Origin of the sequence: Aquabacterium fontiphilum (assembly GCF_009909205.1) — a bacterium.
Classification (GTDB): Bacteria; Pseudomonadota; Gammaproteobacteria; order Burkholderiales; family Burkholderiaceae_C; genus Aquabacterium; species Aquabacterium fontiphilum.
In genome coordinates, this window is record NZ_JAAAPN010000004.1 from 15,845 (window position 1) to 38,428 (window position 22,584).

The window sequence follows — 22,584 nt, forward strand, 5'->3', positions numbered from 1 at the left end:
CCTCTCAATGCATTTGCCGGCGCAGCAGCTCGGCTTCGATCTCTTCCTGCACGTCGCTCCATTGGCGAACGAACTCGCGACGGGCCAGCTCGAAGAGCGCCGCGCCGGTAAGCGTCAGGAAGATGGCCCCCACCCAGGCATCGATGGCGTCCACATGCAGGGTCACGCCGAGGAAGGTCATCTCGGGGCCCATGCCAACGTTCATCTGCAGGTGGTAGACCATCTCGATCATCACCGTGATGCCCATCAGCAGCGGGATGGCCGTGCCGAACAGCGCCAGATACGCCACCCACAGCCGCCGCAACAGGCCGAATGCCGCCACCCGCAGGTTCATCATGATCAGGCTGGAAATGCCTCCGGGGGCGTACATCACCATGATCAGGAAGATGATGCCGAGATACAGCATCCAGGCGTTGGTCAACTCATGCAGCAGCACGGTGGCAAACACCATCAGCACCGCGCCGATGATGGGCCCGAAGAAGAACAGCGCGCCGCCCAGGAAGGTGAACAGCAGGTACATGCCCGAGTACTCGGCGCCGACCACCTCGGCCGTCACGATTTCGTCGTTGATCGCATGCAGGCCGCCACCGATGCCGGCAAAGAAGCCGGCAATCATGAAGGCGATGTAGCGCACGCGCTGGGTGTCATAGCCGATGAACTCGACGCGCTCCGGGTTGTCGCGCACTGCGTTGAGCATGCGGCCCAGCGGGGTCTGCGTGAAGGCGAACATCAAGGCCGTGCAGATGAAGCAGTAGATCGCGATCAGGTAGTAGACCTGGGTCTGCGGGCCGAAGGTGATGCCCCAGACAGGGTCACCGACCATGCGGTCGGCCGAGATGCCGCCCTCTCCACCGAAGAACTCCGGCAGCATCAAGGACATCGAAAAGACCATCGCGCCGATGCCCAGCGTGATCATCGCGAACGTGGTGCCCGACTTCTTCGTGGTGACCGATCCGAAGACCGCCGCCACGATGAGACCTGCCACGCCGCCGACCATCGGGATCAGGCTGACGGGGATGTTCCACACACCGTCACCCACCCGCACCAGCGCGTGGACCGCCGCAAAGGCGCCCAGCCCCGAGTACACGGCGTGACCAAAGCTCAGCATGCCGCCCTGCCCGAGCAGGATGTTGTAGGACAGGCAGATGATGATGCCAATGCCCATCTTGGAGAGCATCGTCAGCGATGTGCCGCTGTTGAAGATCAACGGCGAGACGAGCAGCACCAGCGCGAAGAGCGACCACAGCACCCAGCGGCCGACGTTGACCGGCTTGAAGGAATAAACATTGTTGGCCATGGTGTCACTCCTCGCGGGTACCCAGCAGTCCCTTCGGACGCAGGATCAGCATCAACACCAACAGCAGATACGGCAGGATGGGCGCCATTTCGGAAATGGTGATCTTCAACAGCGGGTAGGCCCAGTGTTCAAACGACACGGGGCTGCCCAGAGACTGGAACAGAGTGGCCAGCGACACATCGGCGATGACGGCGAAGGTCTGCATCAGCCCGATCAGGATGGAGGCCAGGAAGGCGCCGGCCAGCGAGCCCATGCCACCGACGACCACCACCACGAAGATGATGGCCCCGAGGGACGCGGCCATGCTCGGCTCGGTGATGAAGGCATTGCCGCCGATGACGCCGGCCAGGCCGGCCAGTGCGCAACCGCCACCGAACACGCCCATCATCACGCGTGGCACGTTGTGGCCCAGGGCCTGGGCCATGTCGGGATGGGTCAGCGCGGCCTGGATGATCAGGCCCACGCGGGTGCGGGTCAGCAGCAGCCACAGGCTGGTGAGCATGAACAGGGCCACCACCGCCATGAAGGCGCGGTAGACAGGGAATTGCGTACAGGTGTTGCCCGTGTCGGCCGCGCACAGGACGGGATCCCGCGCGCCAGCGAGGAACTGCAGGCTGTCGCCGCCCAGATTGACCACGGTAAACAACGTGCCGCTCAGCGCCTCGGGGATGCGGTAATCGACCGTTGACGGCCCCCATGTGAGGCGAACCAGCTGCTCGATGACGTAAGCCAGGCCGAAGGTGACCAGCAGCTCGGGCACGTGGCCGAAGTGGTGCACCTTGCGCAAACTGAAGCGCTCGAATGCGGCACCCAGCAGCCCCACCAGCAGCGGCACGATGAACAGCGCCGGGAAGAAGCCGATCTTGGCCGAAATGGCGTAGGCGAAGTACGCGCCGACCATGTAGAAGGATGCGTGCGCGAAATTCAGCACGCCCATCATGCTGAAGATCAGGGTCAGCCCGGAACTCAGCATGAACAGCAGCAGCCCGTAGCTGATGCCGTTGAGGAAGAAGACGATGAAGGTTTCCATGTCAGAGCATCGTGGCTCGACCGGGGCTCGTGACCCAGGCCGAGGTCGCGCGGAGTCGCGCGCCGGTGGCACCGCACGGACGGCGACGTGCGCGGCGCCCGCAAGCACGTGGCGCCCCGCATGCCGCGCACAGGCGGCACGGGGACAGTGAAAGAGGCCCGAAGGCCTCTGGCAACATCAGGTCAGGGACGCTGCATCTGGCACGACGTGGGCGTGCTGGACACGTACGCATCGAAGGCCTTCACGGGTGCGAAAGTCATGCCAGTGCCTTCGACGTTGTAGGCGTTCTTGGCATCGACCGGCTGCCAGCGTGCGATGTACAGCGGCTGCTGAAGCTGGTGGTCGGTCTTGCGCATCTCCACGTCGCCGTTGAAGCTCTTGAACTTCAGACCAGACATCGCTTGCGCCACCTTGACCGGATCGGTCGTCTTGGCGCGGGCCATGCCTTCGGACAGCATCACCAGCGCGTGGTAAGTCGCAGCCGAGTAGTAATCATCATTGAAGCGCTTCTTGAAGTCGCCCACGAGCTGACCATAGATGCCGCCCATGTTGTAGTGACCGTAGCCCACCTGGAACACACGGCCGTCTGCCGCCTTGCCCAGCGCCGTGGGCGTGCCACCGAAGTTGGCGTAGTAGGTGTAGAAGTTGGCCTGCAGACCCGCATCGTTGGCCGCCTTCACCAGCAAGGCCAGATCCGAGCCCCAGTTGCCGGTGATCACCGTGTCTGCACCGGAAGCCTTGATCTTGGCCACATAGGGCGCGAAGTCGCGCACCTGGGCCAGCGGGTGGAGGTCATCGCCCACCACCTGGACGTCAGGCCGCTTGCGCTGCAGCATGTTCTTGGCGAACTTGGAAACCTGCTGGCCGTGGGCGTAGTTCTGGTTGATCAGGTAGACCTTCTTGACGTTGGGCTGGTCTTTGATGAAGGTGGTCATCGCCTCCATCTTCATGGAGGTGTCGGCGTCCAGCCGGAAGTGCCAGAAGCTGCACTTGCTGTTGGTCAGGTCGGGGTCAACCGCAGCGTAGTTCAGGAAGACAACTTCCTTGCCGGGGTTGCGGGCATTGTGCTTGTTGATGCCGTCCACCAGGGCCAGCGCAGCGCCAGAGCCGAGACCCTGCACCACATAGCGCACGCCCTGGTCGATGGCCGAGCGCAGTGCGTTCAGCGTTTCAGCCGGGCTGAGCTTGTTGTCGATGGTGACGATTTCGAACTTCACGCCGGCCGGGTTGTTGGCATTGAGCCGCTCGGCCACGAACTGGAAGCTCTTGACCTGGTTCTGGCCCACGCTGGCCATCAGGCCTGACAGCGGATCGATCCAGGCGATCTTCACGGTCTCGCCCTTCTGGGCCATGGCCGCACCCGCTGACAGCGATGCTGCCACCAACACACTCAATGCGCGTACTCGGAATCCCATTGCTATCTCCTCAGTTGTCAGCAGTGACTTACGCAATTTACCCCCCTCAAACACGGGAGTCCTTTGGGGTTGACCCCTAACTTGTGCACGACTTGCACAAGTCGGCGGCAGCCCGCATCGCGCTGCGCCAGAAAGGCGAAACACAAACGCGCACATGCACGCACAAACACGCAGGGGCTCTGCCCCGAAACAAACAAAAACGCCCCGTGATCGGGGCGCGTTTTGAAACATCAGGCAGTGGGCAACTTGTGGTCCTTGAAGCGCTCACGCAGTTGCAACTTCGAGATCTTGCCGGTCGCGGTGTGTGGGATTTCATCCACAAAGACGACGTCGTCCGGCGTCTGCCACTTCGGGATCTTGCCGTCGTAGAAGGCGATCAGCTCTTCCTTGCTGACCTCGGCGCCCGGCTTCTTGACGACCACCATCAGCGGACGCTCGTCCCACTTGGGATGGAAGCAGGCGATGGCGGCGGCTTCGTGCACGGCAGGGTGCGCCATCAGCACGTTCTCAAGGTCGATGGAGCTGATCCATTCGCCGCCGGACTTGATCACATCCTTGGAGCGATCGGTGATCTGCATGTAGCCGTCGGCGTCGATGGTGGCCACGTCCCCCGTGGGGAACCATCCGTCGTGCAGCGGCGACTTGTCGACATTGAAGTACCCGTTGACCACCCAGTGGCCCCGCACCTCCAGGTCGCCTGCAGCCTTGCCGTCCCAGGGCAACACATGGCCATCGCCGTCGACGATGCGCATGTCGATGCCGAACACCGACTTGCCCTGCTTTTCCAGGATCTTCTGCTTGGCTTCGGTCGGCAGATCGGCGTGCTTGGACTTCAGTCGACCCAGCGTGCCAATGGGCGACAGCTCGGTCATGCCCCAGGCGTGGATCACCTCGACGTTGTAGTCGTTCTCGAAGGTGCGGATCATCGCGGGCGGGCAGGCCGAGCCGCCGATGATCGTGGTCTTGAAGGTGCTGAACTTGAGGTTGTTGGCCTTGACGTGGTTGAGCAGGCCCAACCAGATGGTCGGCACGCCGGCCGACATCGTGACCTTCTCTTCCTCGAACAGGTTGTACAGCGAGGCTCCATCCAAGTGATGGCCGGGCATGACCAGCTTGCAGCCCACCAGTGCGGCCGCGTACGGAATACCCCAGGCATTGACGTGGAACATCGGCACCACGGGCAACACCACGTCGGTGGCCTTCAGGCACATGGCATCGGGCAGGGCCGCAGCCATCGCATGCAACACGGTCGAGCGATGCGAGTAGACCGCACCCTTGGGGTTGCCAGTCGTGCCCGAGGTGTAGCAAATGCTCGCTGCAGCGTTCTCGTCAAAGGTGGGCCAGCTGTATTGGCCGTCTTCGGCCGCCAGCAGGTCTTCGTAGCAGTGCAGGTTGGTCAGTGCGGTTTCGCGGGGCATGCTCTCGCGGCCGCACATCAGCACGACGTGCTTGACCGTGGGCAGCATGGGGGCCAGCTTCTCGACCAGCGGGAAGATGTTCAGGTCGACGAAGATGACCTTGTCTTGCGCGTCGTTGACGATCCACGCGACCTGTTGCGGGAACAGGCGGGGGTTGATCGTGTGGCACACCAGGCCCGAACCCGAGACGCCGTAATAGATCTCGAGGTGACGGTAGCCATTCCAGGCCAGCGTACCGACGCGGTCGCCGGTCTGCAGCCCCAGGCGGGCCAGCGCCTGCGCGAGCTTGCGCGAACGCGACTCGACTTCGGCCCAGGTCGTGCGATGCATGTCGCCTTCGACACGCTTGGACACGATCTCAATGTCACCGTTGTGCCGCGCTGCGTGCGTGAGCAGCGAGGAAATCATCAACGGCATCTGCATCATCTGGCCCATCAGGCTCATGGATCCACCTCCAAAGGTACACAGGGACATCGACCGTCGAATCTGGAAACAGATAAGACCAGATCGATCAATCCATCATAGACCGTGAGGCAGGATTTACCCCTGATACCGGACTAGGGATGACCCTAAATCCGGAACTGACTACACGCGATGTCTAGTCCAGAAAGCGTGCAAACGACGCGATCGGTTCGCGCTCGGTCAGCAGCGTGTTTTCGACGGCCGACGGATCCGCGTGACCCAAGGCCATGCCGCAGACCATCATGTGCTGCTCGGGATCCAGCCCCAAATGCGGCAGGATGACCGCATGGAAGTGATTCCACGCCGCCTGAGGGCAGGTGTCCAGCCCGCGGGCGCGCGCCGCCACCATGATGCTTTGCAGGAACATGCCGTAATCCAGCAGGCTGCCGCGGCCCATGATGCGGTTGATCGTGAAGATCAGCCCGACGGGCGCATCGAAGAACATGAAGTTGCGAGCCTGCTGCATCTGCATGGCGAGCTTGTCGCCCTTGGCGATGCCCAGCAGACCATAGAGATCCCAACCCACCTTGCGCCGCCGATCAATGAAAGGCGAGACCCACTGCGCGGGGTAGTAGTCATACTGCTCGGTGTAACGACGGCTGGCGTCGCTGTCCATGGCCGCAGCCAGCACCTTGTCGACCAGCGCCTGGCGGCTGGCACCCGTGAGCACATGCACCTGCCACGGCTGGGTATTGGTGCCCGAAGGCGCACGGGAGGCCACCTGCAAAATGGCCTCGATCTCAGCGCGCGTCACCGGCGTGGGCAGGAAGCGGCGCATCGATCGCCGCGAAGTGATGGCGTGATCCACCGCCGCCACGCCTTCCGGCGTCACGGCATCGGGCTCACGCGGGCAGGAGGCGGGGTGGTCTGACATGGCGTCTCAGGTCGGGTTGGCGGGCTGCAGGCGCTGCAAGGCAGCCAGGAAGTCATCGGGCAAGGCCACCGGGCGACGTGTCTCGCGGTCGACATACACGTGCACAAAATGGCCACAGGCCGCCGTCTGCGACTCGCCCGCCTCGAACAGCCCGATCTCATAGCGCACGCTGCTCTTGCCAATGTGAGCCACGCGGATCCCCGCCTCGACGTTGCGCGGGAAGGCCAGCGGCGCGAAATAGTTGCAGTGGGTCTCGATGACGAGCCCGATCACCGGCCCGGCGTGGATATCGAGCACGCCTGCCTCGATCAGGTAGCGGTTGACCGCCGTGTCGAAGTAGCTGTAGTACGTCACGTTGTTGACGTGGCCATACACATCGTTGTCCATCCAGCGGGTGGTGATGGTGCTGAAGTGGGCGTAGGCCGCCCGGTCCTGGGGTTGCGGTCTGCTCATGCGTCGCATTATTCATGAAGCAGCCGCGCCGTGTCGCCGCCGCCACGAGGCGAGCGCCGCGCCGACCGTCTGGGCCTGTACGGCCACCATGGCGGTCAGGTCTGTGCCGTAGCCCCCCGCCATGCACATCACCAACGGGCAGCGCCAGCGTTCGGCCAGCATCAGCACGCGCTCGTCACGCGCCTGAACGCCCGCATCGGTGATCGCCAGGCGGCCGAGACGATCGCCCTGGTGCACATCCGCGCCGGCAAGGTAGAAGACCCCGTCGAACGGCTGCCGCTCGTGCCACGCGACCAGCCGTTGCAAGGCATCATCAAGGGCGGCCAGGTAGGTGGCATCGTCGCACTGGTCGGGCAGGCCGATATCGAGGGCGCTGGCCACCTTGCGGAAAGGAAAGTTGCGCTCGCCGTGCAGCGACACGGTCACCACATCGGCATCGCCTGCGAAGATGGCGGCGGTGCCATTGCCCTGGTGGACATCCAGATCAACCACCGCAAAGCGCCGGCCTTCGCCACGCGACTGGGCGCGGCGCACCGCCACCGCCACATCGTTGAACACGCAAAAGCCGCCCCCCGCATCGGCGCTGGCGTGGTGGGTGCCGCCCGCAAGGTTGACGGCAACGCCGTCCACGCATGCAGCCTCCCAGGCCGCCACGGTGGCACCCACCGAGCGCAACGACCGTTCGACCCACATGGGCGACCACGGAAAGCCGATCTCGCGCTGCGCGGCCGGACTGAGGCTGCCGGTTCGCACGGCCTCGACATAGCTGGACGTGTGTACGCGCAGCAGATCGGCCAGCGCCGCCCCGGGCGCTTCGCGGAGCACCACCTCGGGCAGCGTGGCGGCCACCCGCTCGCGCAGCAAGCGGTACTTCTGCATCGGAAAGCGGTGGCCCGCCGGCAGCTCGGGCTCGAAACGGTCGCTGTGGAAGGCCTGCATGCTGCCAGCTTACGCCTGGAGCACGGCGCGCCAGACCGCCGCGGCATCTTGCCCACGGATTGACCCACGGGCGGGCGCGCCGCTACATTACTGACCCACTGGTCAGTTTGCAGTTCTGTCTTGACGCAGCCCACGCTCTGCGGCGCCGCCGCTTCCACGCACCCGTCGCCAACCGACCCTGGCGTGACGCCGCCACTTCGCCGTCGGCGCAAGGACGAACGCCCGCAGGAACTGCTGGACGCCGCTCTGGACCTCTTCGTCGAGAAAGGCCTGGCGGCCACGCGTGCCGAAGATGTGGCCCGACGTGCGGGGGTGTCCAAAGGCACGCTCTATCTCTACTACCCAGGCAAGGATGCGCTGTTCAAGGCCGTCGTGCGGCACTACCTTGCCCAGGTCATCGTCGAGGGCGGCGAGATCGCAGACGGATTTGAAGGGGCCACGCCAGCCTTGCTGCACCATCTGGCCCGCACCTGGTGGGCCCGCATTGGCGCATCAAAGGCATCGGGCCTGCTGTTGCTGATTCTCAGCGAGGCACGCGCCTTTCCAGATCTTGCGCAGTTCTACCTCGACGAGGTGGTCGCCCCCTGCCATGCCTTGCTGTCACGCGTGGTGGAGCGTGGCGTGGCGCGAGGCGAGTTCCGCCATGTAGACGTGTCGTCGGTGGTGCACGCGCTGATCGCGCCCGCGCAATTCGTGGTGCTGTACCGACAGTGCACGGCCGTCTGCGCCCGCAATCCGGTGCCGCTGGATCCTGAGCAATTCATGACGACACAGATCGATTTGCTGCTCGGCGGCCTGATCGTGACGCCATCACACCCCCGCTCTTCTTAGAATTCCAGGTTTATCTGGCTTCAATTCCTTTATCGTCTCCCGTAGGATGCCCCGCATGAACGTCGAACAAGCCCGCTTCAACATGATCGAGCAGCAGATCCGCCCCTGGGAGGTGCTCGATGGCTCGGTGCTCAGCCTTCTGTCGGTCATCCGACGTGAGGACTTTGTGCCGCAAGCGCAACAGGCGCTGGCTTTCATGGACCTCGAGATCCCGCTGGGTCAAGGGCGCGCCCTGCTGGCGCCCCGGGTGGAAGCGCGCATGGTCCAGGACCTGCAACTCAGCAAGCGTGATACCGTGCTGCAGATCGGCGCCGCAACCGGCTTTGTGACTGCGCTGCTGGCACACAAGGCCCAGCGGGTCATTGCGCTCGAAGCCGACCCCGTGCTGGCCGCCCAGGCCCGCGCGAACCTGCGCACCGCAGCCGTCAACAATGCCGAGGTGGTCGAGGGCGACGGCCACGCTGGCCTGCCCGCGCAAGGGCCGTTCGACGCCATCCTCCTCAACGGCTCGGTGGCCGATGTCCCGGCCGTGCTGTTTGAGCAACTGCGCGATGGCGGTCGCCTGCTGGCCATCGTCGGGCACGAGCCCATGATGCGCGCGACCCTGTTCACGCGCGTCGGCGCGGGCCAGATCCGTCGAGAGGAACGCTTCGACACGCTGGCGCCACGCCTGCCCGGCTTCGCCGAGCCGAGCCGCTTCACATTCTGATCAGCGGCAGGCAGTCCGCTCCGCCACCGCTCCCCACCGCTTACCGAGGTACTTTATGCTGTTCACGCCCCCCTCCCGTGTCGCCGCACTCCGCCCACGGGGCCTGCGACGGTGTGCCCTGGCGCTGGCCGCCAGCGCCGTGCTGTCGGGCTTGGGGTCGGGAGCCGCCCACGCCGAGGATCTGCTGAGCCTGTACCAGGCCGCGCGCGCCCACGACGCGGGCTTTCTTGCCGCACAGGCCCAGGCCGAAGCGGCGCGCTACAAGGCGGAACAGGCCAAGGCCCTGCAGCGGCCGTCGGTGGCGCTGCAGGCCAGCATCAACCGCAGCAAGTACGACTCCGACGTTCCGCCGTTCCCGCCGACGGTGTCGTCCTCAGACGCCATATCCACCAACAAGCGGGTCGGCGTGGTGGCCCGCCAGCCGCTGTACAACGCCGGCAATCAGGCCCAGGTGGACCAGGCCGAGCAATCGTTGGTGGTGGCCCAGGCCGACCTGCAGACTGCCGAGCAGGATCTCATCGTGCGGCTGACCCAGGCCTACTTCGATGTGCTGGCCGCTCGCGACGTGCTGCAGACCACGCAGGCCAACAAGAAGGCCCTGGACGAACAGCTCGCCGCCGCCAAGCGCAGCTTCGAGGTGGGCAACGCCACCATCACCGACACGCGCGAGGCTCAGGCCCGTTTCGATCTGGCCACCGCCCAGGAGCTGGCTGCAGCCAACGACTTGCGTGTCAAGCAATTGGCGCTGGACCAGCTGGTCGGCAAATCGCAGGTCTCGCCTGATCCGCTGGCCAATCCTTCCGCGCTCGACGCACTGGCCGTGGGCGACATGGAAGAGTGGGTGCAACGCACACAGACCGCACCGCTCGTGCGCAAAGCGGAAACCGGCTTGCGCGTGGCCGAGCTCGAAGTGACGCGCGTGCGGGCCGGCCACCGTCCGACCGTCGACCTCGTGGGCAACGTGACACGCGCCGATGTTGATTCGAACGCTCTGACAGCACGCACCTCCGGCGGTGACGGCACGAGCGCGTCGATCGGAGTCGAGATGAACATGTCGCTGTATGCGGGTGGCGCCATTCAGAACCAAGTCCGCGAAGCGCTGGCGCTGGTCGAGCGGTCGCGCCAGGAGCTTGACCAAGCGCGCCGTGGCACGGCGCTGAGCGTCCGGCAGGCCTTCCTGGCCGTGCAGTCCGGCCTGGCGCAAGTCAAGGCATATGAGGCAGCCGAATCGTCGGCCCGGCTCGCGCTGGAGGCCACGCAACTCGGCTACCGGGTGGGCGTGCGGATCAACAAGGATGTGCTGGACGCACAGACTCAGCTGACAAGCACGCAGAAGGATCTGTACAAGGCCCGCTATGACGTCATCGTGGGCAGCGTACGACTGCGTCAGGCCAGCGGCAGCCTGAGCGCCGAAGACGTCAGCGCGCTCAACAAGCTGCTTGCGAACTGAGGGGCTGCGGCGCCGCGGTGGGCTGACAGCAAGCAAGCGCCACCCAGAACACGCTGCCCTGCCCGGGCTCGCTGTGAGCGCCAATGCGGCCACCCATCAGCGTTACCAGATGCTTGCTCAGGGCCAGACCGATGCCTGTGCCCTCGATCTGGCGCGCGTCGGCATCCAGGCGCTCAAACGGCACGAACAGGCGCGACAGGGCCTCTGGCGGTAGCCCCTCCCCGGTATCGCTCACACGGATCACCACCTCGTCGCCCTCGCTCTGCCATGTCAGCCCGAGCGTTCCACCATGGCGGTTGTATTTCACCCCATTGGACAGCAGATTGATCAGTACCTGCCGCAGCCGCGTGTGATCGGCCATCACATGGACCTCATCGTCCAGCCTGTCGCACACCAGGCGCACGCCATGCGCGTCCGCCAGCGGTCGCACCAGTTCCAGGCATTCCTGCACCAGCGCCGACACGCCCACAGGCGACATGCTCACCGTCATCTGGCCGGACTCGACACGAGCCAGATCAAGAATCTCGTTGATCAGATCCAGCAGGTGCCGCCCCGCGCCCAGGATGTGTCGTACCTGGCCACATTGTTTCGGATCCTGCACAGAGAGCTCCAGCAGCTGACCGAAGCCCAGAATGGCGTTCAGCGGCGTGCGCAGTTCGTGGCTCATCCTTGAGAGGAACTCACTCTTGGCCCGGTTGGCACGCTCGGCATCGTTCTTCGCAGCCAGCAGTTCGGCTGTTCGTGCCTCGACGCGCTGCTCCAGCACCTCGTTGACTTCTCGCAACGTGGCCTCCGCGTGTTTGCGATCGGTGATGTCACGTGAGATCAGCAAGAATGTGGGCGCACGTTGCCCCAGCACCGACTTGCGCGCCACCGATATCTCGAACCAGCGCTGACCGGCGGGCACATCAAGGGCCAGTTCACGCCCCCACACCGCACCCTGCCGCGCCGCATCGGACAATGCGAGATGCACCACGGCCGCAGCCGACGGTGGCAGCACATCGCTCACCAAGCGACCAATCAACTCCATCGGATCGCGCACGACAAGATCGGATCGGGATGCAACCACACGCAGGTACCGGCCATGCTCATCGAGCTCGAACATCAGGTCCGGGACGGCTCGCCAGGTCGCAGCCAGCTCCTGTCGAAGGGCGTCCAGGCCCTGCGCCAACTGACGGATCTCGCGGGCGCCTCCCTGCGGGATGTGAACCGCCCAATCGCCCTGCCGCAGCCGATCGGCAGCGGCATCCAGCTGCGCCAGAGGGCGTGAAACCTGCCGCCCGATCCACCAGCCCATCAACAGAAAGACGGCCAGCAACCCGATTGCATCCGGGAGGCGAGACAAGAGCTCCGCGCGCGTGGCCTCCGCTCGCTGCTTGCGCAGGTCATAAGCCACGTAGACCAGCCCGCGCCGGAAACTGCGTAACTCGCCGGGCTGCGACGGCATGCCGAACGATTGCAATGCATCCATGGCGTCGCCACCCGGACGGACCTGCCAGTCCGGGAGACGTCCCTGGACAGCCCTGCCTAAACGACCGCTGTCCAGCGCTGGCGCCAGATCCGCCACCGAACGACCTTGCCAGGCGGAGCGGCTGCCGGCCAGCACCAGGCCATCAGGATCGATGACGAGTACCCGATCAACCTCCGGACGGCCAGCGATCTGCGCAATCTCTGCACGAAGAAGCGTGGAACCCAGGCCCTGAGGGTCGTCGGCCAGGCGGACCAGGCGAGCGGCATCGGTGAGCATCTGCGCACGCGCCGACGCAGACAGGTCCTTCTGGCGCTCGCCCAGGCTCAGCGTGAATGACAGCGCGCTGACGCCGAGCAGAATGCACGCCAGGGCCACCGGCAGCAACACGCGCAACGACGGCTGTGTCACGCATTGCCCTCCGGCAGGAAAGACGCATCGCACAGGCCATCCAGCGCGGGCAGACGCCCGAGCAGCCTGGAGGACTGCATGATGGTGGCCACCGAGCGCACGCTGTCGATCAGCCGGGGCTGCGGCCCTGAAAGCCACTGTCGGTTGTCGTTCAGGTCGAGCAGATGAATCCCCGAAAACGCTTGGCGGACCTCATCGGGCGTCAGCTGCTGGTGCGGGGCGAGTCGTCTTGCCGCGTCCACCGGGTCACGCCTCAGATGCGAGACTGCCGCGAAATGGCCGGCCAGCAAGCGCCTGAGGTGCGCATGCTGACGCGCTGGCAGCTCGGCATGAGCCACCAGGACATCCACGATCAGGCCGGGGAAGTGGCTGCTGTCCAGCAGCACCTTGGCGCCCTGCGCCCGCAGCTGAGACGCCATGGGCTCGAACGTGATGACCGCATCGACCTGTCCGGCCGCGTACGCTTTGACGTGCTGATCGGCCGTCAGCGTGACCTGGTCCAGCTCGGACGGTTCGAGTTGCGCACGCTCGAGCAGTCGGGCCAGCATCAACGCCCCCACCGCCGATGACTCCACACCGATGCGTTTGCCTTTGAGCGCGCGCAACTCGGCGATGGCGGGGTGAGCCATCACCACGTCGGCGCCGTGAGATTCGTTGAACACCATCACGGCGCGGACATCGAGGCCGCCTTCGCGCGCGAGCAGGAACTCGTCCAGCGTGAGCGCCGCCACGCTCAGTTCACGGTTGGCCAACGCCATCATGCTGGCCGTATTGGACGGCTGCTCGACGAGCCGGACCGTCGCCTCGTCCACATGTCCGAGCTCTTGTGCCAGAACAAGTGGTGAGTAGCCGATCCAGTCGTTGAGCGCCACGCGCAGAGGCTCGTCCGGGGAGTGGCAGGCTGACAGGGACATGCAGGCCAGCGTTGCTGCACCTCCGAGCAACACACTGCGTCGATTCATGCGTCGATCTCCGGCCTGTGCGCAGCGAGGCACCAGACCTTGTGGGAAGAAGGCCTGAATTGTCCCACTGCCGGCAGGGATTTGGAAGGCGCCAAGCTCGCGCCAGACCTGCGTCGAACGCACAGCGCAGCACTCGTTCACGGTGCGAGGCGCACACATTGGCATTTCCGGACGGCGGCCGCGCCTGCCGCCGAATCCGAACAGCCCCGAAACGACAACACCCACGCAAGGCGTGGGTGCGAAGAATGGTGCCGGCTGTCGGATTCGAACTGACGACCTACCGCTTACAAGGCGGTTGCTCTACCAACTGAGCTAAGCCGGCGACGCACGCAGTGTACACCGCGGCTTACTTGATCCGACGCAATGTGGGGCGCCCGCCACCCGCTGGGGGCGGCTCCTGCCCGCCCTCCGGGTCGCCTGACCCGGCTGCCGCATCCTCTGGCTTGGCCGCAGCCAGCCGCAAAGGCGAGCGGTCCGAAGCCTCGCCCTCGCGCGATGCAAATGCAGGCTCTTGCCCCTGCACATCGTCTTCGGGCGCGTCCAGGTCGCTGGCCAGGCTGTTCGGAACCGGGAACGCCATGCCTTGGCCGTTCTCGCGCGCGTAAATCGCGATCACGTGGTCCACCGGCACGATGATCTCGCGTGCGGTGCCGCCAAAGCGCGCCTTGAACTCGATGAACTCGTTGCCCAACTGGAGCTGGCTGGTTGCCTCGAAGCTCACATTCAGCACGATCTCGTTGTTCTTGACGTACTCCATGGGCACCTGCACCGAGCGGTCCACATAGACCGCCAGGTACGGCGTGAAGCCGTTGTCCGTGCACCAGTCATGCAGGGCGCGGATCAGGTACGGTCGGGTGGACGTGCCTTGCGAGGTCGAATCGGTATCGGAAGAAGACATGCTCATGGGCGCCGCAGCGGGCTCACTTGCGCATCACCTTTTCAGATGGCGTGAGAGCCTCGATGTAGGCGGGACGCGAGAAGATGCGCTCAGCATACTTCAACAGCGGCAGCGCGTTCTTCGACAGCTCGATGCCGTAATAGTCCAGACGCCACAGCAGCGGGGCGATCGCGACGTCCAGCATCGAGAAATCATCGCCCAGCATGTACTTGTTCTTCAGGAAGATCGGCGCCAACTGGGTCAGGCGATCGCGGATCTGAGACCGGGCCTTCTCGAGCTGCTTGTCATTGGCCTTCATGCCAATGCGCCCTTCCAGCACGTTCACATGGGCAAACAGTTCCTTCTCGAAGTTGAGCAGGAACAGGCGGACACGCGCACGGGCCACCGGATCACCCGGCATGAGCTGTGGGTGCGGGAAGCGCTCATCGATGTACTCGTTGATGATGTGCGACTCGTACAGGATCAGGTCGCGTTCGACCAGGATGGGCACCTCGTTGTACGGGTTCATCAACGCGATGTCTTCCGGCTTGGCGTAGATGTCCACGTCGCGGATCTCGAAATCCATGCCCTTTTCGAACAGGACAAAACGGCAGCGATGGGAGTACGGACAGGTCGTTCCGGAATAAAGCACCATCATGGCGGTGGAATCCTTTTCTCTAGAGGGGTCTCGGTGCGGCCAGGGCCACAAAACAACGAAGCGCAGTGACCGGAATCGGGATCACTGCGCCGGCTCATGGCCGCCGGCGAACCGGCGGCATGAGAAGGGTCACTTCACGTCTTTCCAGAACACGGCGTTCAGGCGCCACGCAATGAACATGAAGAACGCCAGGAAGATCAGCACGCCCACACCAATGCGCACACGTTGCTGCGCCACAGGCTCGGCCATCCACTGCAGATAGGCCACCAGATCGGCCATCGCGTTGTCAAACTCCTGCGGCGACATGGTACCCGGGGTCAGTTGCTCGAAGCCCTGAAACTCCTGGATGACCTTGCCGGGCGCGTGCGGATCCTGCACCTCGGCGAACTTCGCTGCGCGCTGGCCTTGCAGTTCCCACATCACGTGGGGCATGCCAACGCTAGGAAAGACCAGGTTGTTCCAGCCGGTCGGACGGGTGTCGTCGCGGTAGAACGTGCGCAGATAGGTGTAGAGATAGTCCGCACCTGTACCGCTGTGGCTGGAGCGCGAGCGCGCCACCAGAGTCAGGTCCGGCGGCGTGGCGCCGAACCATTCCTTGGCATCGCGGTCATGCAGGGCGACTTTCATGGTCTCACCCACCTTATCGGTCGCAAACAGCAGGTTGTCCTTGATCTGCTGCTCGGTCAGACCGATGTCACGCAGCCGGTTGTAGCGCATGAAAGCGGCCGAGTGACAGTTCAAGCAGTAGTTGACGAACAGCTTGGCGCCGTTCTGCAACGCCGCCAGATCGGTGAGGCGGTCCTTGGGGAACTTGTCCAGCGCGATGCCAGGGCCGCCAGCGGCATGGGCGCCGGCGACCAGGGCGAACGCAGCCAGCAGGGAGGCAATGATTTTTTTCATGTCTGCGGTTCCTGCGATCAGTGGGGCTTGAAGGTCACGCGGTCAGGCACGGGCTTGAAGGTACCCAGCTGGCTCCACCAGGGCATCAGCACAAAGAAGCCGAAGTAGACCAGCGTGCCGACTTGGGACACCAACTCACCCGTGGGCGATGGCGGCTGCACACCCAGATAGCCGAGAACGATGAAGTTCACGACGAACACGGCGTAGACGAGCTTGTGCCAGTTCGGACGATAACGGATGGACTTGACCGGGCTCTTGTCGAACCAGGGCAGACCAGCCAGGATCACCACGGCACCGCCCATCACCGCCACACCCCAGAACTTGGCTTCGAAGGTCTTGAGCAGGACGATGACCACTGCTGCGATCACCAAGCCGGTGATCTTGCTCTTGCCAGTGCCCGCTCCCTTGACGAGGTTCAACACCGCACCCAGGGCGATCAGCACACACAGGACATTGACGAACTGATCCGTCGTGGCGCGCAGCATCGAGTAGAACGGCGTGAAGTACCAGACGGGCGCAATGTGCGGCGGCGTCTTGTACGGGTCAGCCGGAATGAAGTTGTTGTACTCGAGGAAGTAGCCACCGAACTCGGGCGCGAAGAACACCACAGCCGTGAACACGATCAGGAAGCCGGCCACACCCATGATGTCATGCACGGTGTAGTACGGATGGAAGGGGATGCCATCCAGCGGGCGGCCCTTCTCGTCCTTCTTGGCCTTGATCTCGATGCCGTCGGGGTTGTTCGATCCGACTTCGTGCAACGCGATGATGTGCGCCACCACGAGGCCCAGCAGGACCAGCGGCACGGCGATCACGTGCAGCGAGAAGAACCGGTTCAGGGTGGCGTCGCCCACGACGAAGTCGCCGCGGATCAGCAGGGCCAGATCCGGACCGACGAAGGGGATCGCAGCGAACAGGTTGATGATCACCTGGGCGCCCCAGAACGACATCTGACCCCAGGGCAGCAGGTAGCCCATGAAGGCTTCGGCCATCAGGCACAGGAAGATCAGGCAGCCGAAGATCCAGACCAGTTCACGCGGTGTACGGTACGAACCGTACAGCAGGCCGCGGAACATATGCAGGTAGACCACGACGAAGAAGGCCGAGGCACCGGTGGAGTGCATGTAGCGGATCAGCCAGCCCCAGGGCACATCGCGCATGATGTACTCGACCGAGGCGAACGCCAGATTGGCGTCCGGCTTGTAGTGCATGACCAGGAAGATGCCGGTCACGATCTGGATCACCAGCACCAGCAGGGCCAGCGAGCCAAAGAAGTACCAGAAGTTGAAGTTCTTGGGCGCGTAGTACTCGCCGACGTGCTCGTTCCAGAGCTTGGTGGCCGGAAACCGGTTGTCCACCCAGGTCATGAACTTCTCGCCGGCCGAGGCGCCAGCGGGGGCTTGCTTCATTTCAGCCATCGTGGGGTCTCCTGTCAGGCCTTCTTGTCTTCACCAATCAGCAGCTTGGTGTCGGACAGGTACATGTGGGGCGGCACTTCGAGGTTGGTCGGTGCCGGCTTGTTCTTGAAGACGCGGCCAGCGAGATCGAAGGTCGAACCGTGGCAGGGGCACAGGAAGCCGCCTTGCCAGTCATCGGGCAGCGAGGGCTGCGGCCCCGACTGGAACTTGGCCGTCGGCGAGCAACCCAGGTGGGTACAGATGCCGACCGTCACCAGCACCTCGGGCTTGATGGAACGGTGCGTGTTGCGCGCGTACTCTGGCGTCTCTTCGGGCTTGAGCTCCGACTGGGGGTCGGCCAACTGGCCGTCAAGCTTGGCCAGCGCGGCGAGTTGCTCTTCCGTGCGGCGCATGATCCACACGGGCTTGCCGCGCCACTCGACCGTCACCATCTCGCCGGGCTTCAGGGCGCTGATGTCCACCTCGACGGGGGCACCTGCGGCGCGAGCACGCTCAGAGGGTTGGAAGGTCGACACGAAGGGGATGGCGGTGGCCACGCCGCCCACGCCACCGGCGGCGCAGGCCATGGTCACCCAGGTCCGACGGCTTGGGTCCACTGGCTGGTTGCTCATGGGAATCCTTAAGGACTGGAGGGACGATGACATTGAATGGGGTCAACCGGCTATTGTATCGGACGTTCACCCCCTTGCCGCCAGATTCTGCGCCGCACCGTGCCGACGATGGGCGGAGCGTGGCTGCGACATTTTCACAACACCTTCCCTCCCCCGCTCCCGGGTCTCTCGCTGCAACCCGATGTCCGCTGGATCGGGCAGCGCCTAAAGTGAGCAAGGCATCAGACAGCCTTGGAGGCAGACATGGGTTTTTTCAGTGAATTCAAAGAGTTTGCCGTCAAAGGCAATGTGGTGGATCTTGCCGTGGGCGTGATCATCGGCGGCGCTTTCGGCAAGATCGTCGACTCGGTGGTCAACGACCTGATCATGCCCGTGGTCGGCAAGGCCGTCGGAGGACTGGATTTTTCCAGCTACTACATTGCGCTGTCCGGCCAGGACCCGACCCTGCCGCTGGTCGAGGCCAAGAAGCTGGGCGCCGTGTTCGCCTACGGGAACTTCCTGACGGTGGCATTGAACTTTCTGATCCTGGCCTTCATCATTTTCCTGATGATCCGCCAGATCAACCGGCTCAAGCGGGAGGCACCCGCACCGGCTCCTGCCCCCGCGGCGACGCCCGAAGACATCGTGTTGCTGCGTGAGATTCGTGACAGTTTGAAAAAGTAACGAAAGCCGGCGCCAGTCCGGCCGATATCCAACGATCAAAGGGGGCTCCCATGCCCGACACTGTGGGAGCCTGTTTCATGCCTTGAACGAGCTGGATCGCCGACTGTGACTGACCGCCGACTCGACGCCGCCTTGCAGGCCGCCCTGGATCACCTCCAGCGCGGCCTCACGGATGTGCTTGATCGGGTGCTGGTGCAGCTCCCGAACCTGGCAGCAGCCAGCACGAACAGCGGGCAGCGGCAAGCCCTCATCGATGCAGAGCGCTTTCTGCAGGGCCGGCGAGGGGTATTGCAGGCTGGCGCGGTTCATCAATTGCGCCAGCAGATCGACAAATGGGCGCGCGCCAGCGAAGCGGGCCCTTTGAGCGAAAGCAGCCAGCCGGACTGGTCGAGCCTGAGCCTGGTCGACCACGCAGAAGTCGAACGCACCGTGGTGGCCGACCGCCTGGCGCAATCGGTGGCAACCGCCTGTGAGGGCAGCCTGTCGGTGCTGCACGCCCAATTCGGAGCGCTGACCGCCCACAGTGAACACCAACCTCACCCGATTCGCCCCCAGGCGGTGACGCAGGCCCTGCTGGACACGTTTGCACAGGAGGGGGTGGACCAAGAGGCGCTCCAGGCTCTGCTCGGTGTGCTGAGCAGGCTGCTGCCCGAGGCCCTGGCAACCGCCTATGCCGATATCGTGGCCGACTGGCGACGACTCGGTTTGACCCCGGCTGCGCCTGCCGTGCGGCGCTCTGCCAGCAGCACCAGTTCCGTAAGCGGTACCTTGTCGGCCCCCACCTCGCCAGGCGGCCTGTCGGGCGTGACGCAGCCTCAGGCCTTCGCCACGACGAGCGCGCAGGCAGGACTGTTGGCGGCAAGCGAAGCCGGACAGCGCGCGGCGAGGGTGCTCAGTGACATGTTCGGCGTGCCAGCACCCGCGCTGGGCAGTTGGAACGCCGCACCGGCTGGCGGCGACGCTGCGGCGGCCGTTGCGGGCGGACTGACCGACGCCGCCACCAGTGCCGATTTTCAGGATCTGCTGCGACGCATCGCTGCCCAGGCCCTGCCTCCGGTCCAAGTTCACGCAGCCATGGCGGGCGGCGCCTCGGCGGGCGCTACGCTTACGGGGCTCAGTGGGACGGACGCCGTGGCGGCCGGTTTTGCCGGGCCCTTGATGGCGCCCAACGTGATCCGCGCTCACCGCGACGAACTGATCCAGGCCCGGGGCGGCGCGCCACTGGATCAGATGATCATCGACATCGTGGCCGCCCTGTTCGACCAGGTGCTGTCCGACCCGAAGGTCGCGCCACAAATGGCACGACAGATCGCGCGCCTGCAGATGCCGGTGCTTCGGGTGGCGCTGAGCGACACCCGCTTCTTCAGTTCGCGCCGCCACCCGGTGCGCCGCTTCGTGAACCGCATCGCCTCGCTGTCGGCGGCGTTCGACGAACTCGATAGCGGCGCCGGCCAGGAGTGTGTCCATCGCGTGACGCTGCTGGTCAACGATGTGGTCGAAGGCGACTTCGACCGCATGGAACTGTATGAAACGAAGCTGGCCGAACTCGAAGCGTTCATCGAGGAACTCCAGCGACAAGACGGTGCGGAGCACGACGATGTCACCACGCTGCTGCGGGGCAAGGAGGCCGACCTGCGGGTGCACCAGCGCTACATGCAGCTTCTGCAGCGCGAACTCTCCGGCGTCGAGTTGCCCGAGTTTCTGCGCGCGTTCCTGACGCAGATCTGGAGCCAGGTGCAGGTGATGGCTGCGTCGCGTGATGGTGCCCAGTCGGCATTGGCGTCACGCATGAAGGAGGCCGGACGGGAGTTGGCCCTGAGCGTGCAGCCCAAGGGCCATCCACAGCTGCGCAAGGAGTTTCTGCTCAAGCTGCCCCGACTGATGCGCGACCTCAACGAAGGGTTGGCGCTGATTCAGTGGCCCGAAGAGGCCAAACAGGCCTTCTTCTCACAGCTGTTGCCAGCCCACGCCGAGTGTCTCAAGGCCACGCCGTCACACGAACTGACGCAGCGGCTGCTCGAGCACCAACTGACCAAGGTTGAACAGATCGCCATCCCGTCGCGCGAGGAGGCTGCCAACGATCCACTGCCTGCCGCCATGCACGATCCCGGCGCGGCGCCCGCCCTGACGGTGGTGCCCACGCTGACCAGCGAGGAGATGGCCCAAGCCGGCTTTGTGCCGGAAGCCGCGGTAACCGACGAAGCAGTGCTGGACATCAATCTGTGCGAGCCCCCGGATCATGACCCGGCGCTGGTCGAGCTCGACATTGATCTGGATACCCCGCCGCCGCCGTCCCAGGGGCTGCAGCTGGTTCACCACATTCAGAAGGGCACGGCTTATCAGATGATGATGCAGGGCCAATGGAAGAAGGTTCGGCTCACCTGGGTAAGCGAAGGCCGCACATTCTTCATCTTCACGCACGGCCACCTGCACAAGCAAACCATCTCGTTGACCGCGCGCACGCTGGCCAAGATGTGCGACACAGGACGCTTCCGCGCGTTCGAGCAGGCCGAGCTGATCGAGCGTGCCACCGTGCGGGCCCGCCGCCAACTGGCGGCGCTGCAACCGGGGCCGCGCACACGCAGCGCAGCCTGATGCGGGCTGTCAGCTTGCGTCGGCCGCGCCGACAGCCACCGACCTGACGGCCACGAATTGACGCGCCATGGCCACAGCCGCCGCAAAGCTGGCCGGATCAGCCCGCCCCGTGCCCACGAGGTCGAACGCCGTGCCGTGGTCAGGGCTTGTGCGCACGAACGGCAACCCCAGCGTGACATTGACCCCGCCGTCCAGCCCCAGGTACTTCACTGGGATCAAGCCCTGGTCGTGGTACATCGCCACCACCACATCGAACTCGCCCGGATGGGCCGGCGGCGCATGGCGCGCCCGCATGAAAACGGTGTCAGGCGCAAACGGGCCATGGGCGTCGATGCCTTCACCACGCGCAGCGGCGATGGCCGGCGCGATGATGCGGATCTCCTCGTCACCAAACAGCCCGCCCTCGCCGGCATGGGGGTTGAGCCCGGCCACCGCGATGCGAGGGACACGCCCGCACCACATCGGGGCGCTGGCGTGCGTGATGCGCAGCGTGGACAGCACCGCGTCCACCGTGACCGCCTCAATGGCAGAACGCAGCGACCGGTGAACCGTGACCAGCACGGTCTTGAGCTGCTCATTGGCCAGCATCATCCGCACATCCAGCGGCGCGCTCCCGGGCGGCACCCCTTCGGCCTGGAGCAGTTCCGTATGACCGGGATAGGGCTCCCCGGCCAGCGCGAGTGCCTCCTTGTGCAGTGGCGCGGTCACCATGCCGGCGGCAACCCCTGTGCGGCACAGGGTCACAGCATGGCGCACGCTGGCCGCTGCGGCCTGGCCCGCCTCACGCGCCACCGCACCCCGAGGCAAGGCCAACAGGTCATCGGGAAGGCCGGGCGGCGACCAGACCGGCAGGGAGCCGGGTGGCAGGCGATCCACCGCGTCCCACCCGTCCACTCGCACCACATTGGGGCGCCCCCCCTGCGGCAACTCGGCTACAGCGCGCTGCATCACCGCCGGGCAGCCGGACACGACGGCGCCACGGCCGTCGTACTGCCACCAGCGGGCGATGATTTCAGGACCGATCCCGCAGGGATCGCCCATGGTGAACACCAGAGGAGCAACGGGCGAAGCCATGTGTACCGCCAAGGCCGCCCGTCGAGGCGACCTGTCATTGAAGGGTGGCATATTGTCGCCCCGGATGCG

Annotated in this window: 20 protein-coding genes and 1 tRNA gene; 5 read left to right on the plus strand and 16 right to left on the minus strand. The window is 64.8% G+C overall.

The window, feature by feature from the left end:
• Nucleotides 1–4: 4 nt before the first annotated feature.
• The 7 genes from GTZ97_RS05505 to GTZ97_RS05535 form a co-directional block, all read right to left on the minus strand.
• A complete protein-coding gene (locus tag GTZ97_RS05505) occupies nt 5–1,297 on the minus strand; it encodes a branched-chain amino acid ABC transporter permease (protein WP_161649586.1) in 1,293 nt (430 codons plus the stop codon).
• 4 nt (nt 1,298–1,301) lie between these two features.
• Complete coding sequence (locus GTZ97_RS05510; RefSeq protein ID WP_161649587.1) at nt 1,302–2,327, minus strand: branched-chain amino acid ABC transporter permease; 1,026 nt, start codon at nt 2,325–2,327, stop codon at nt 1,302–1,304.
• A 182-nt stretch (nt 2,328–2,509) separates the two neighbouring features.
• A complete protein-coding gene (locus GTZ97_RS05515) occupies nt 2,510–3,742 on the minus strand; it encodes a branched-chain amino acid ABC transporter substrate-binding protein (protein ID WP_161649588.1) in 1,233 nt (410 codons plus the stop codon).
• A gap of 230 nt (nt 3,743–3,972) precedes the next feature.
• On the minus strand, nt 3,973–5,604 hold the full coding sequence (locus GTZ97_RS05520) for a 3-(methylthio)propionyl-CoA ligase (protein ID WP_161649589.1): 1,632 nt from the start codon (nt 5,602–5,604) through the stop codon (nt 3,973–3,975).
• Between the two features lie 154 nt (nt 5,605–5,758).
• On the minus strand, nt 5,759–6,496 hold the full coding sequence (locus GTZ97_RS05525) for a nitroreductase (RefSeq protein ID WP_161649590.1): 738 nt from the start codon (nt 6,494–6,496) through the stop codon (nt 5,759–5,761).
• Between the two features lie 6 nt (nt 6,497–6,502).
• A complete protein-coding gene (locus tag GTZ97_RS05530; RefSeq protein ID WP_161649591.1) occupies nt 6,503–6,949 on the minus strand; it encodes an acyl-CoA thioesterase in 447 nt (148 codons plus the stop codon).
• 12 nt (nt 6,950–6,961) lie between these two features.
• Entirely contained in the window at nt 6,962–7,888 is a 927-nt protein-coding gene (locus GTZ97_RS05535; protein ID WP_161649592.1) for a histone deacetylase family protein, read from the minus strand.
• 183 nt (nt 7,889–8,071) lie between these two features.
• On the opposite strand from GTZ97_RS05535, the gene GTZ97_RS05540 reads away from it, so the two are divergent.
• Genes GTZ97_RS05540 through GTZ97_RS05550 form a run of 3 tightly spaced genes read left to right on the plus strand, consistent with a single transcriptional unit; the run spans nt 8,072 to nt 10,878 of the window.
• On the plus strand, nt 8,072–8,719 hold the full coding sequence (locus GTZ97_RS05540; RefSeq protein ID WP_161649593.1) for a TetR/AcrR family transcriptional regulator: 648 nt from the start codon (nt 8,072–8,074) through the stop codon (nt 8,717–8,719).
• A 55-nt stretch (nt 8,720–8,774) separates the two neighbouring features.
• Nucleotides 8,775–9,428: a protein-L-isoaspartate O-methyltransferase family protein gene (locus GTZ97_RS05545; protein ID WP_161649594.1), complete on the plus strand. Its 654-nt coding sequence runs from the start codon at nt 8,775–8,777 to the stop codon at nt 9,426–9,428.
• Nucleotides 9,429–9,483: 55 nt separating this feature from the next.
• Entirely contained in the window at nt 9,484–10,878 is a 1,395-nt protein-coding gene (locus GTZ97_RS05550; RefSeq protein WP_161649595.1) for a TolC family outer membrane protein, read from the plus strand.
• On the opposite strand, the gene GTZ97_RS05555 is transcribed toward GTZ97_RS05550, so the two are convergent.
• From GTZ97_RS05555 to petA, 8 genes are all read right to left on the minus strand, one after another.
• Entirely contained in the window at nt 10,856–12,757 is a 1,902-nt protein-coding gene (locus tag GTZ97_RS05555; protein WP_161649596.1) for a sensor histidine kinase, read from the minus strand. The two genes, GTZ97_RS05550 and GTZ97_RS05555, sit on opposite strands and share 23 nt — an antisense overlap.
• Nucleotides 12,754–13,719 (minus strand): ABC transporter substrate-binding protein, encoded by a 966-nt coding sequence (locus tag GTZ97_RS05560; RefSeq protein WP_161649597.1) that lies wholly within the window; start codon nt 13,717–13,719, stop codon nt 12,754–12,756. Before GTZ97_RS05560 ends, GTZ97_RS05555 begins: the two co-directional genes overlap by 4 nt.
• A gap of 246 nt (nt 13,720–13,965) precedes the next feature.
• Nucleotides 13,966–14,041 (minus strand) — tRNA-Thr (locus tag GTZ97_RS05565).
• Nucleotides 14,042–14,065: 24 nt separating this feature from the next.
• A complete protein-coding gene (locus GTZ97_RS05570) occupies nt 14,066–14,617 on the minus strand; it encodes a ClpXP protease specificity-enhancing factor (RefSeq protein WP_161649598.1) in 552 nt (183 codons plus the stop codon).
• A gap of 22 nt (nt 14,618–14,639) precedes the next feature.
• Nucleotides 14,640–15,254, minus strand: coding sequence for a glutathione S-transferase N-terminal domain-containing protein (locus GTZ97_RS05575; RefSeq protein ID WP_161649599.1), 615 nt, complete (start codon nt 15,252–15,254; stop codon nt 14,640–14,642).
• A gap of 129 nt (nt 15,255–15,383) precedes the next feature.
• Nucleotides 15,384–16,154, minus strand: coding sequence for a cytochrome c1 (locus GTZ97_RS05580; RefSeq protein ID WP_161649600.1), 771 nt, complete (start codon nt 16,152–16,154; stop codon nt 15,384–15,386).
• Between the two features lie 17 nt (nt 16,155–16,171).
• Nucleotides 16,172–17,572, minus strand: a complete 1,401-nt coding sequence (locus GTZ97_RS05585) for a cytochrome b (RefSeq protein ID WP_161649601.1) — start codon at nt 17,570–17,572, stop codon at nt 16,172–16,174.
• 14 nt (nt 17,573–17,586) lie between these two features.
• Nucleotides 17,587–18,183, minus strand: a complete 597-nt coding sequence (gene petA, locus GTZ97_RS05590; RefSeq protein WP_161649602.1) for a ubiquinol-cytochrome c reductase iron-sulfur subunit — start codon at nt 18,181–18,183, stop codon at nt 17,587–17,589.
• A 243-nt stretch (nt 18,184–18,426) separates the two neighbouring features.
• Here petA and mscL point away from each other — a divergent pair, with 243 nt between their 5' ends.
• Together mscL and GTZ97_RS05600 are read left to right on the plus strand one after the other, a co-directional pair.
• The gene (gene mscL, locus GTZ97_RS05595) at nt 18,427–18,846 is read left to right on the plus strand and encodes a large conductance mechanosensitive channel protein MscL (RefSeq protein WP_161649603.1); all 420 of its coding nucleotides are present in this window, start codon (nt 18,427–18,429) and stop codon (nt 18,844–18,846) included.
• A 105-nt stretch (nt 18,847–18,951) separates the two neighbouring features.
• On the plus strand, nt 18,952–21,441 hold the full coding sequence (locus GTZ97_RS05600) for a DUF1631 family protein (protein WP_161649604.1): 2,490 nt from the start codon (nt 18,952–18,954) through the stop codon (nt 21,439–21,441).
• A 9-nt stretch (nt 21,442–21,450) separates the two neighbouring features.
• Here the strand turns inward: GTZ97_RS05600 and pdxA are convergent, their stop codons facing one another.
• Complete coding sequence (gene pdxA / locus GTZ97_RS05605; RefSeq protein WP_236651042.1) at nt 21,451–22,515, minus strand: 4-hydroxythreonine-4-phosphate dehydrogenase PdxA; 1,065 nt, start codon at nt 22,513–22,515, stop codon at nt 21,451–21,453.
• Between the last annotated feature and the right edge of the window lie 69 nt (nt 22,516–22,584).

What these genes read in the sequence shown, in the direction of transcription:
- GTZ97_RS05545 (WP_161649594.1), top strand. Translation starts at nt 8,775, where the DNA reads ATGAACGTCGAACAAGCCCGCTTCAACATGATCGAGCAGCAGATCCGC.
- GTZ97_RS05505 (WP_161649586.1), bottom strand. Translation starts at nt 1,297, where the DNA reads ATGGCCAACAATGTTTATTCCTTCAAGCCGGTCAACGTCGGCCGCTGG.
- GTZ97_RS05525 (WP_161649590.1), bottom strand. Translation starts at nt 6,496, where the DNA reads ATGTCAGACCACCCCGCCTCCTGCCCGCGTGAGCCCGATGCCGTGACG.
- GTZ97_RS05550 (WP_161649595.1), top strand. Translation starts at nt 9,484, where the DNA reads ATGCTGTTCACGCCCCCCTCCCGTGTCGCCGCACTCCGCCCACGGGGC.
- GTZ97_RS05580 (WP_161649600.1), bottom strand. Translation starts at nt 16,154, where the DNA reads ATGAAAAAAATCATTGCCTCCCTGCTGGCTGCGTTCGCCCTGGTCGCC.
- pdxA (WP_236651042.1), bottom strand. Translation starts at nt 22,515, where the DNA reads ATGGCTTCGCCCGTTGCTCCTCTGGTGTTCACCATGGGCGATCCCTGC.
- petA (WP_161649602.1), bottom strand. Translation starts at nt 18,183, where the DNA reads ATGAGCAACCAGCCAGTGGACCCAAGCCGTCGGACCTGGGTGACCATG.
- GTZ97_RS05570 (WP_161649598.1), bottom strand. Translation starts at nt 14,617, where the DNA reads ATGTCTTCTTCCGATACCGATTCGACCTCGCAAGGCACGTCCACCCGA.
- GTZ97_RS05585 (WP_161649601.1), bottom strand. Translation starts at nt 17,572, where the DNA reads ATGGCTGAAATGAAGCAAGCCCCCGCTGGCGCCTCGGCCGGCGAGAAG.
- GTZ97_RS05510 (WP_161649587.1), bottom strand. Translation starts at nt 2,327, where the DNA reads ATGGAAACCTTCATCGTCTTCTTCCTCAACGGCATCAGCTACGGGCTG.
- GTZ97_RS05530 (WP_161649591.1), bottom strand. Translation starts at nt 6,949, where the DNA reads ATGAGCAGACCGCAACCCCAGGACCGGGCGGCCTACGCCCACTTCAGC.
- GTZ97_RS05520 (WP_161649589.1), bottom strand. Translation starts at nt 5,604, where the DNA reads ATGAGCCTGATGGGCCAGATGATGCAGATGCCGTTGATGATTTCCTCG.
- GTZ97_RS05575 (WP_161649599.1), bottom strand. Translation starts at nt 15,254, where the DNA reads ATGATGGTGCTTTATTCCGGAACGACCTGTCCGTACTCCCATCGCTGC.
- GTZ97_RS05560 (WP_161649597.1), bottom strand. Translation starts at nt 13,719, where the DNA reads ATGAATCGACGCAGTGTGTTGCTCGGAGGTGCAGCAACGCTGGCCTGC.
- GTZ97_RS05515 (WP_161649588.1), bottom strand. Translation starts at nt 3,742, where the DNA reads ATGGGATTCCGAGTACGCGCATTGAGTGTGTTGGTGGCAGCATCGCTG.
- mscL (WP_161649603.1), top strand. Translation starts at nt 18,427, where the DNA reads ATGGGTTTTTTCAGTGAATTCAAAGAGTTTGCCGTCAAAGGCAATGTG.
- GTZ97_RS05535 (WP_161649592.1), bottom strand. Translation starts at nt 7,888, where the DNA reads ATGCAGGCCTTCCACAGCGACCGTTTCGAGCCCGAGCTGCCGGCGGGC.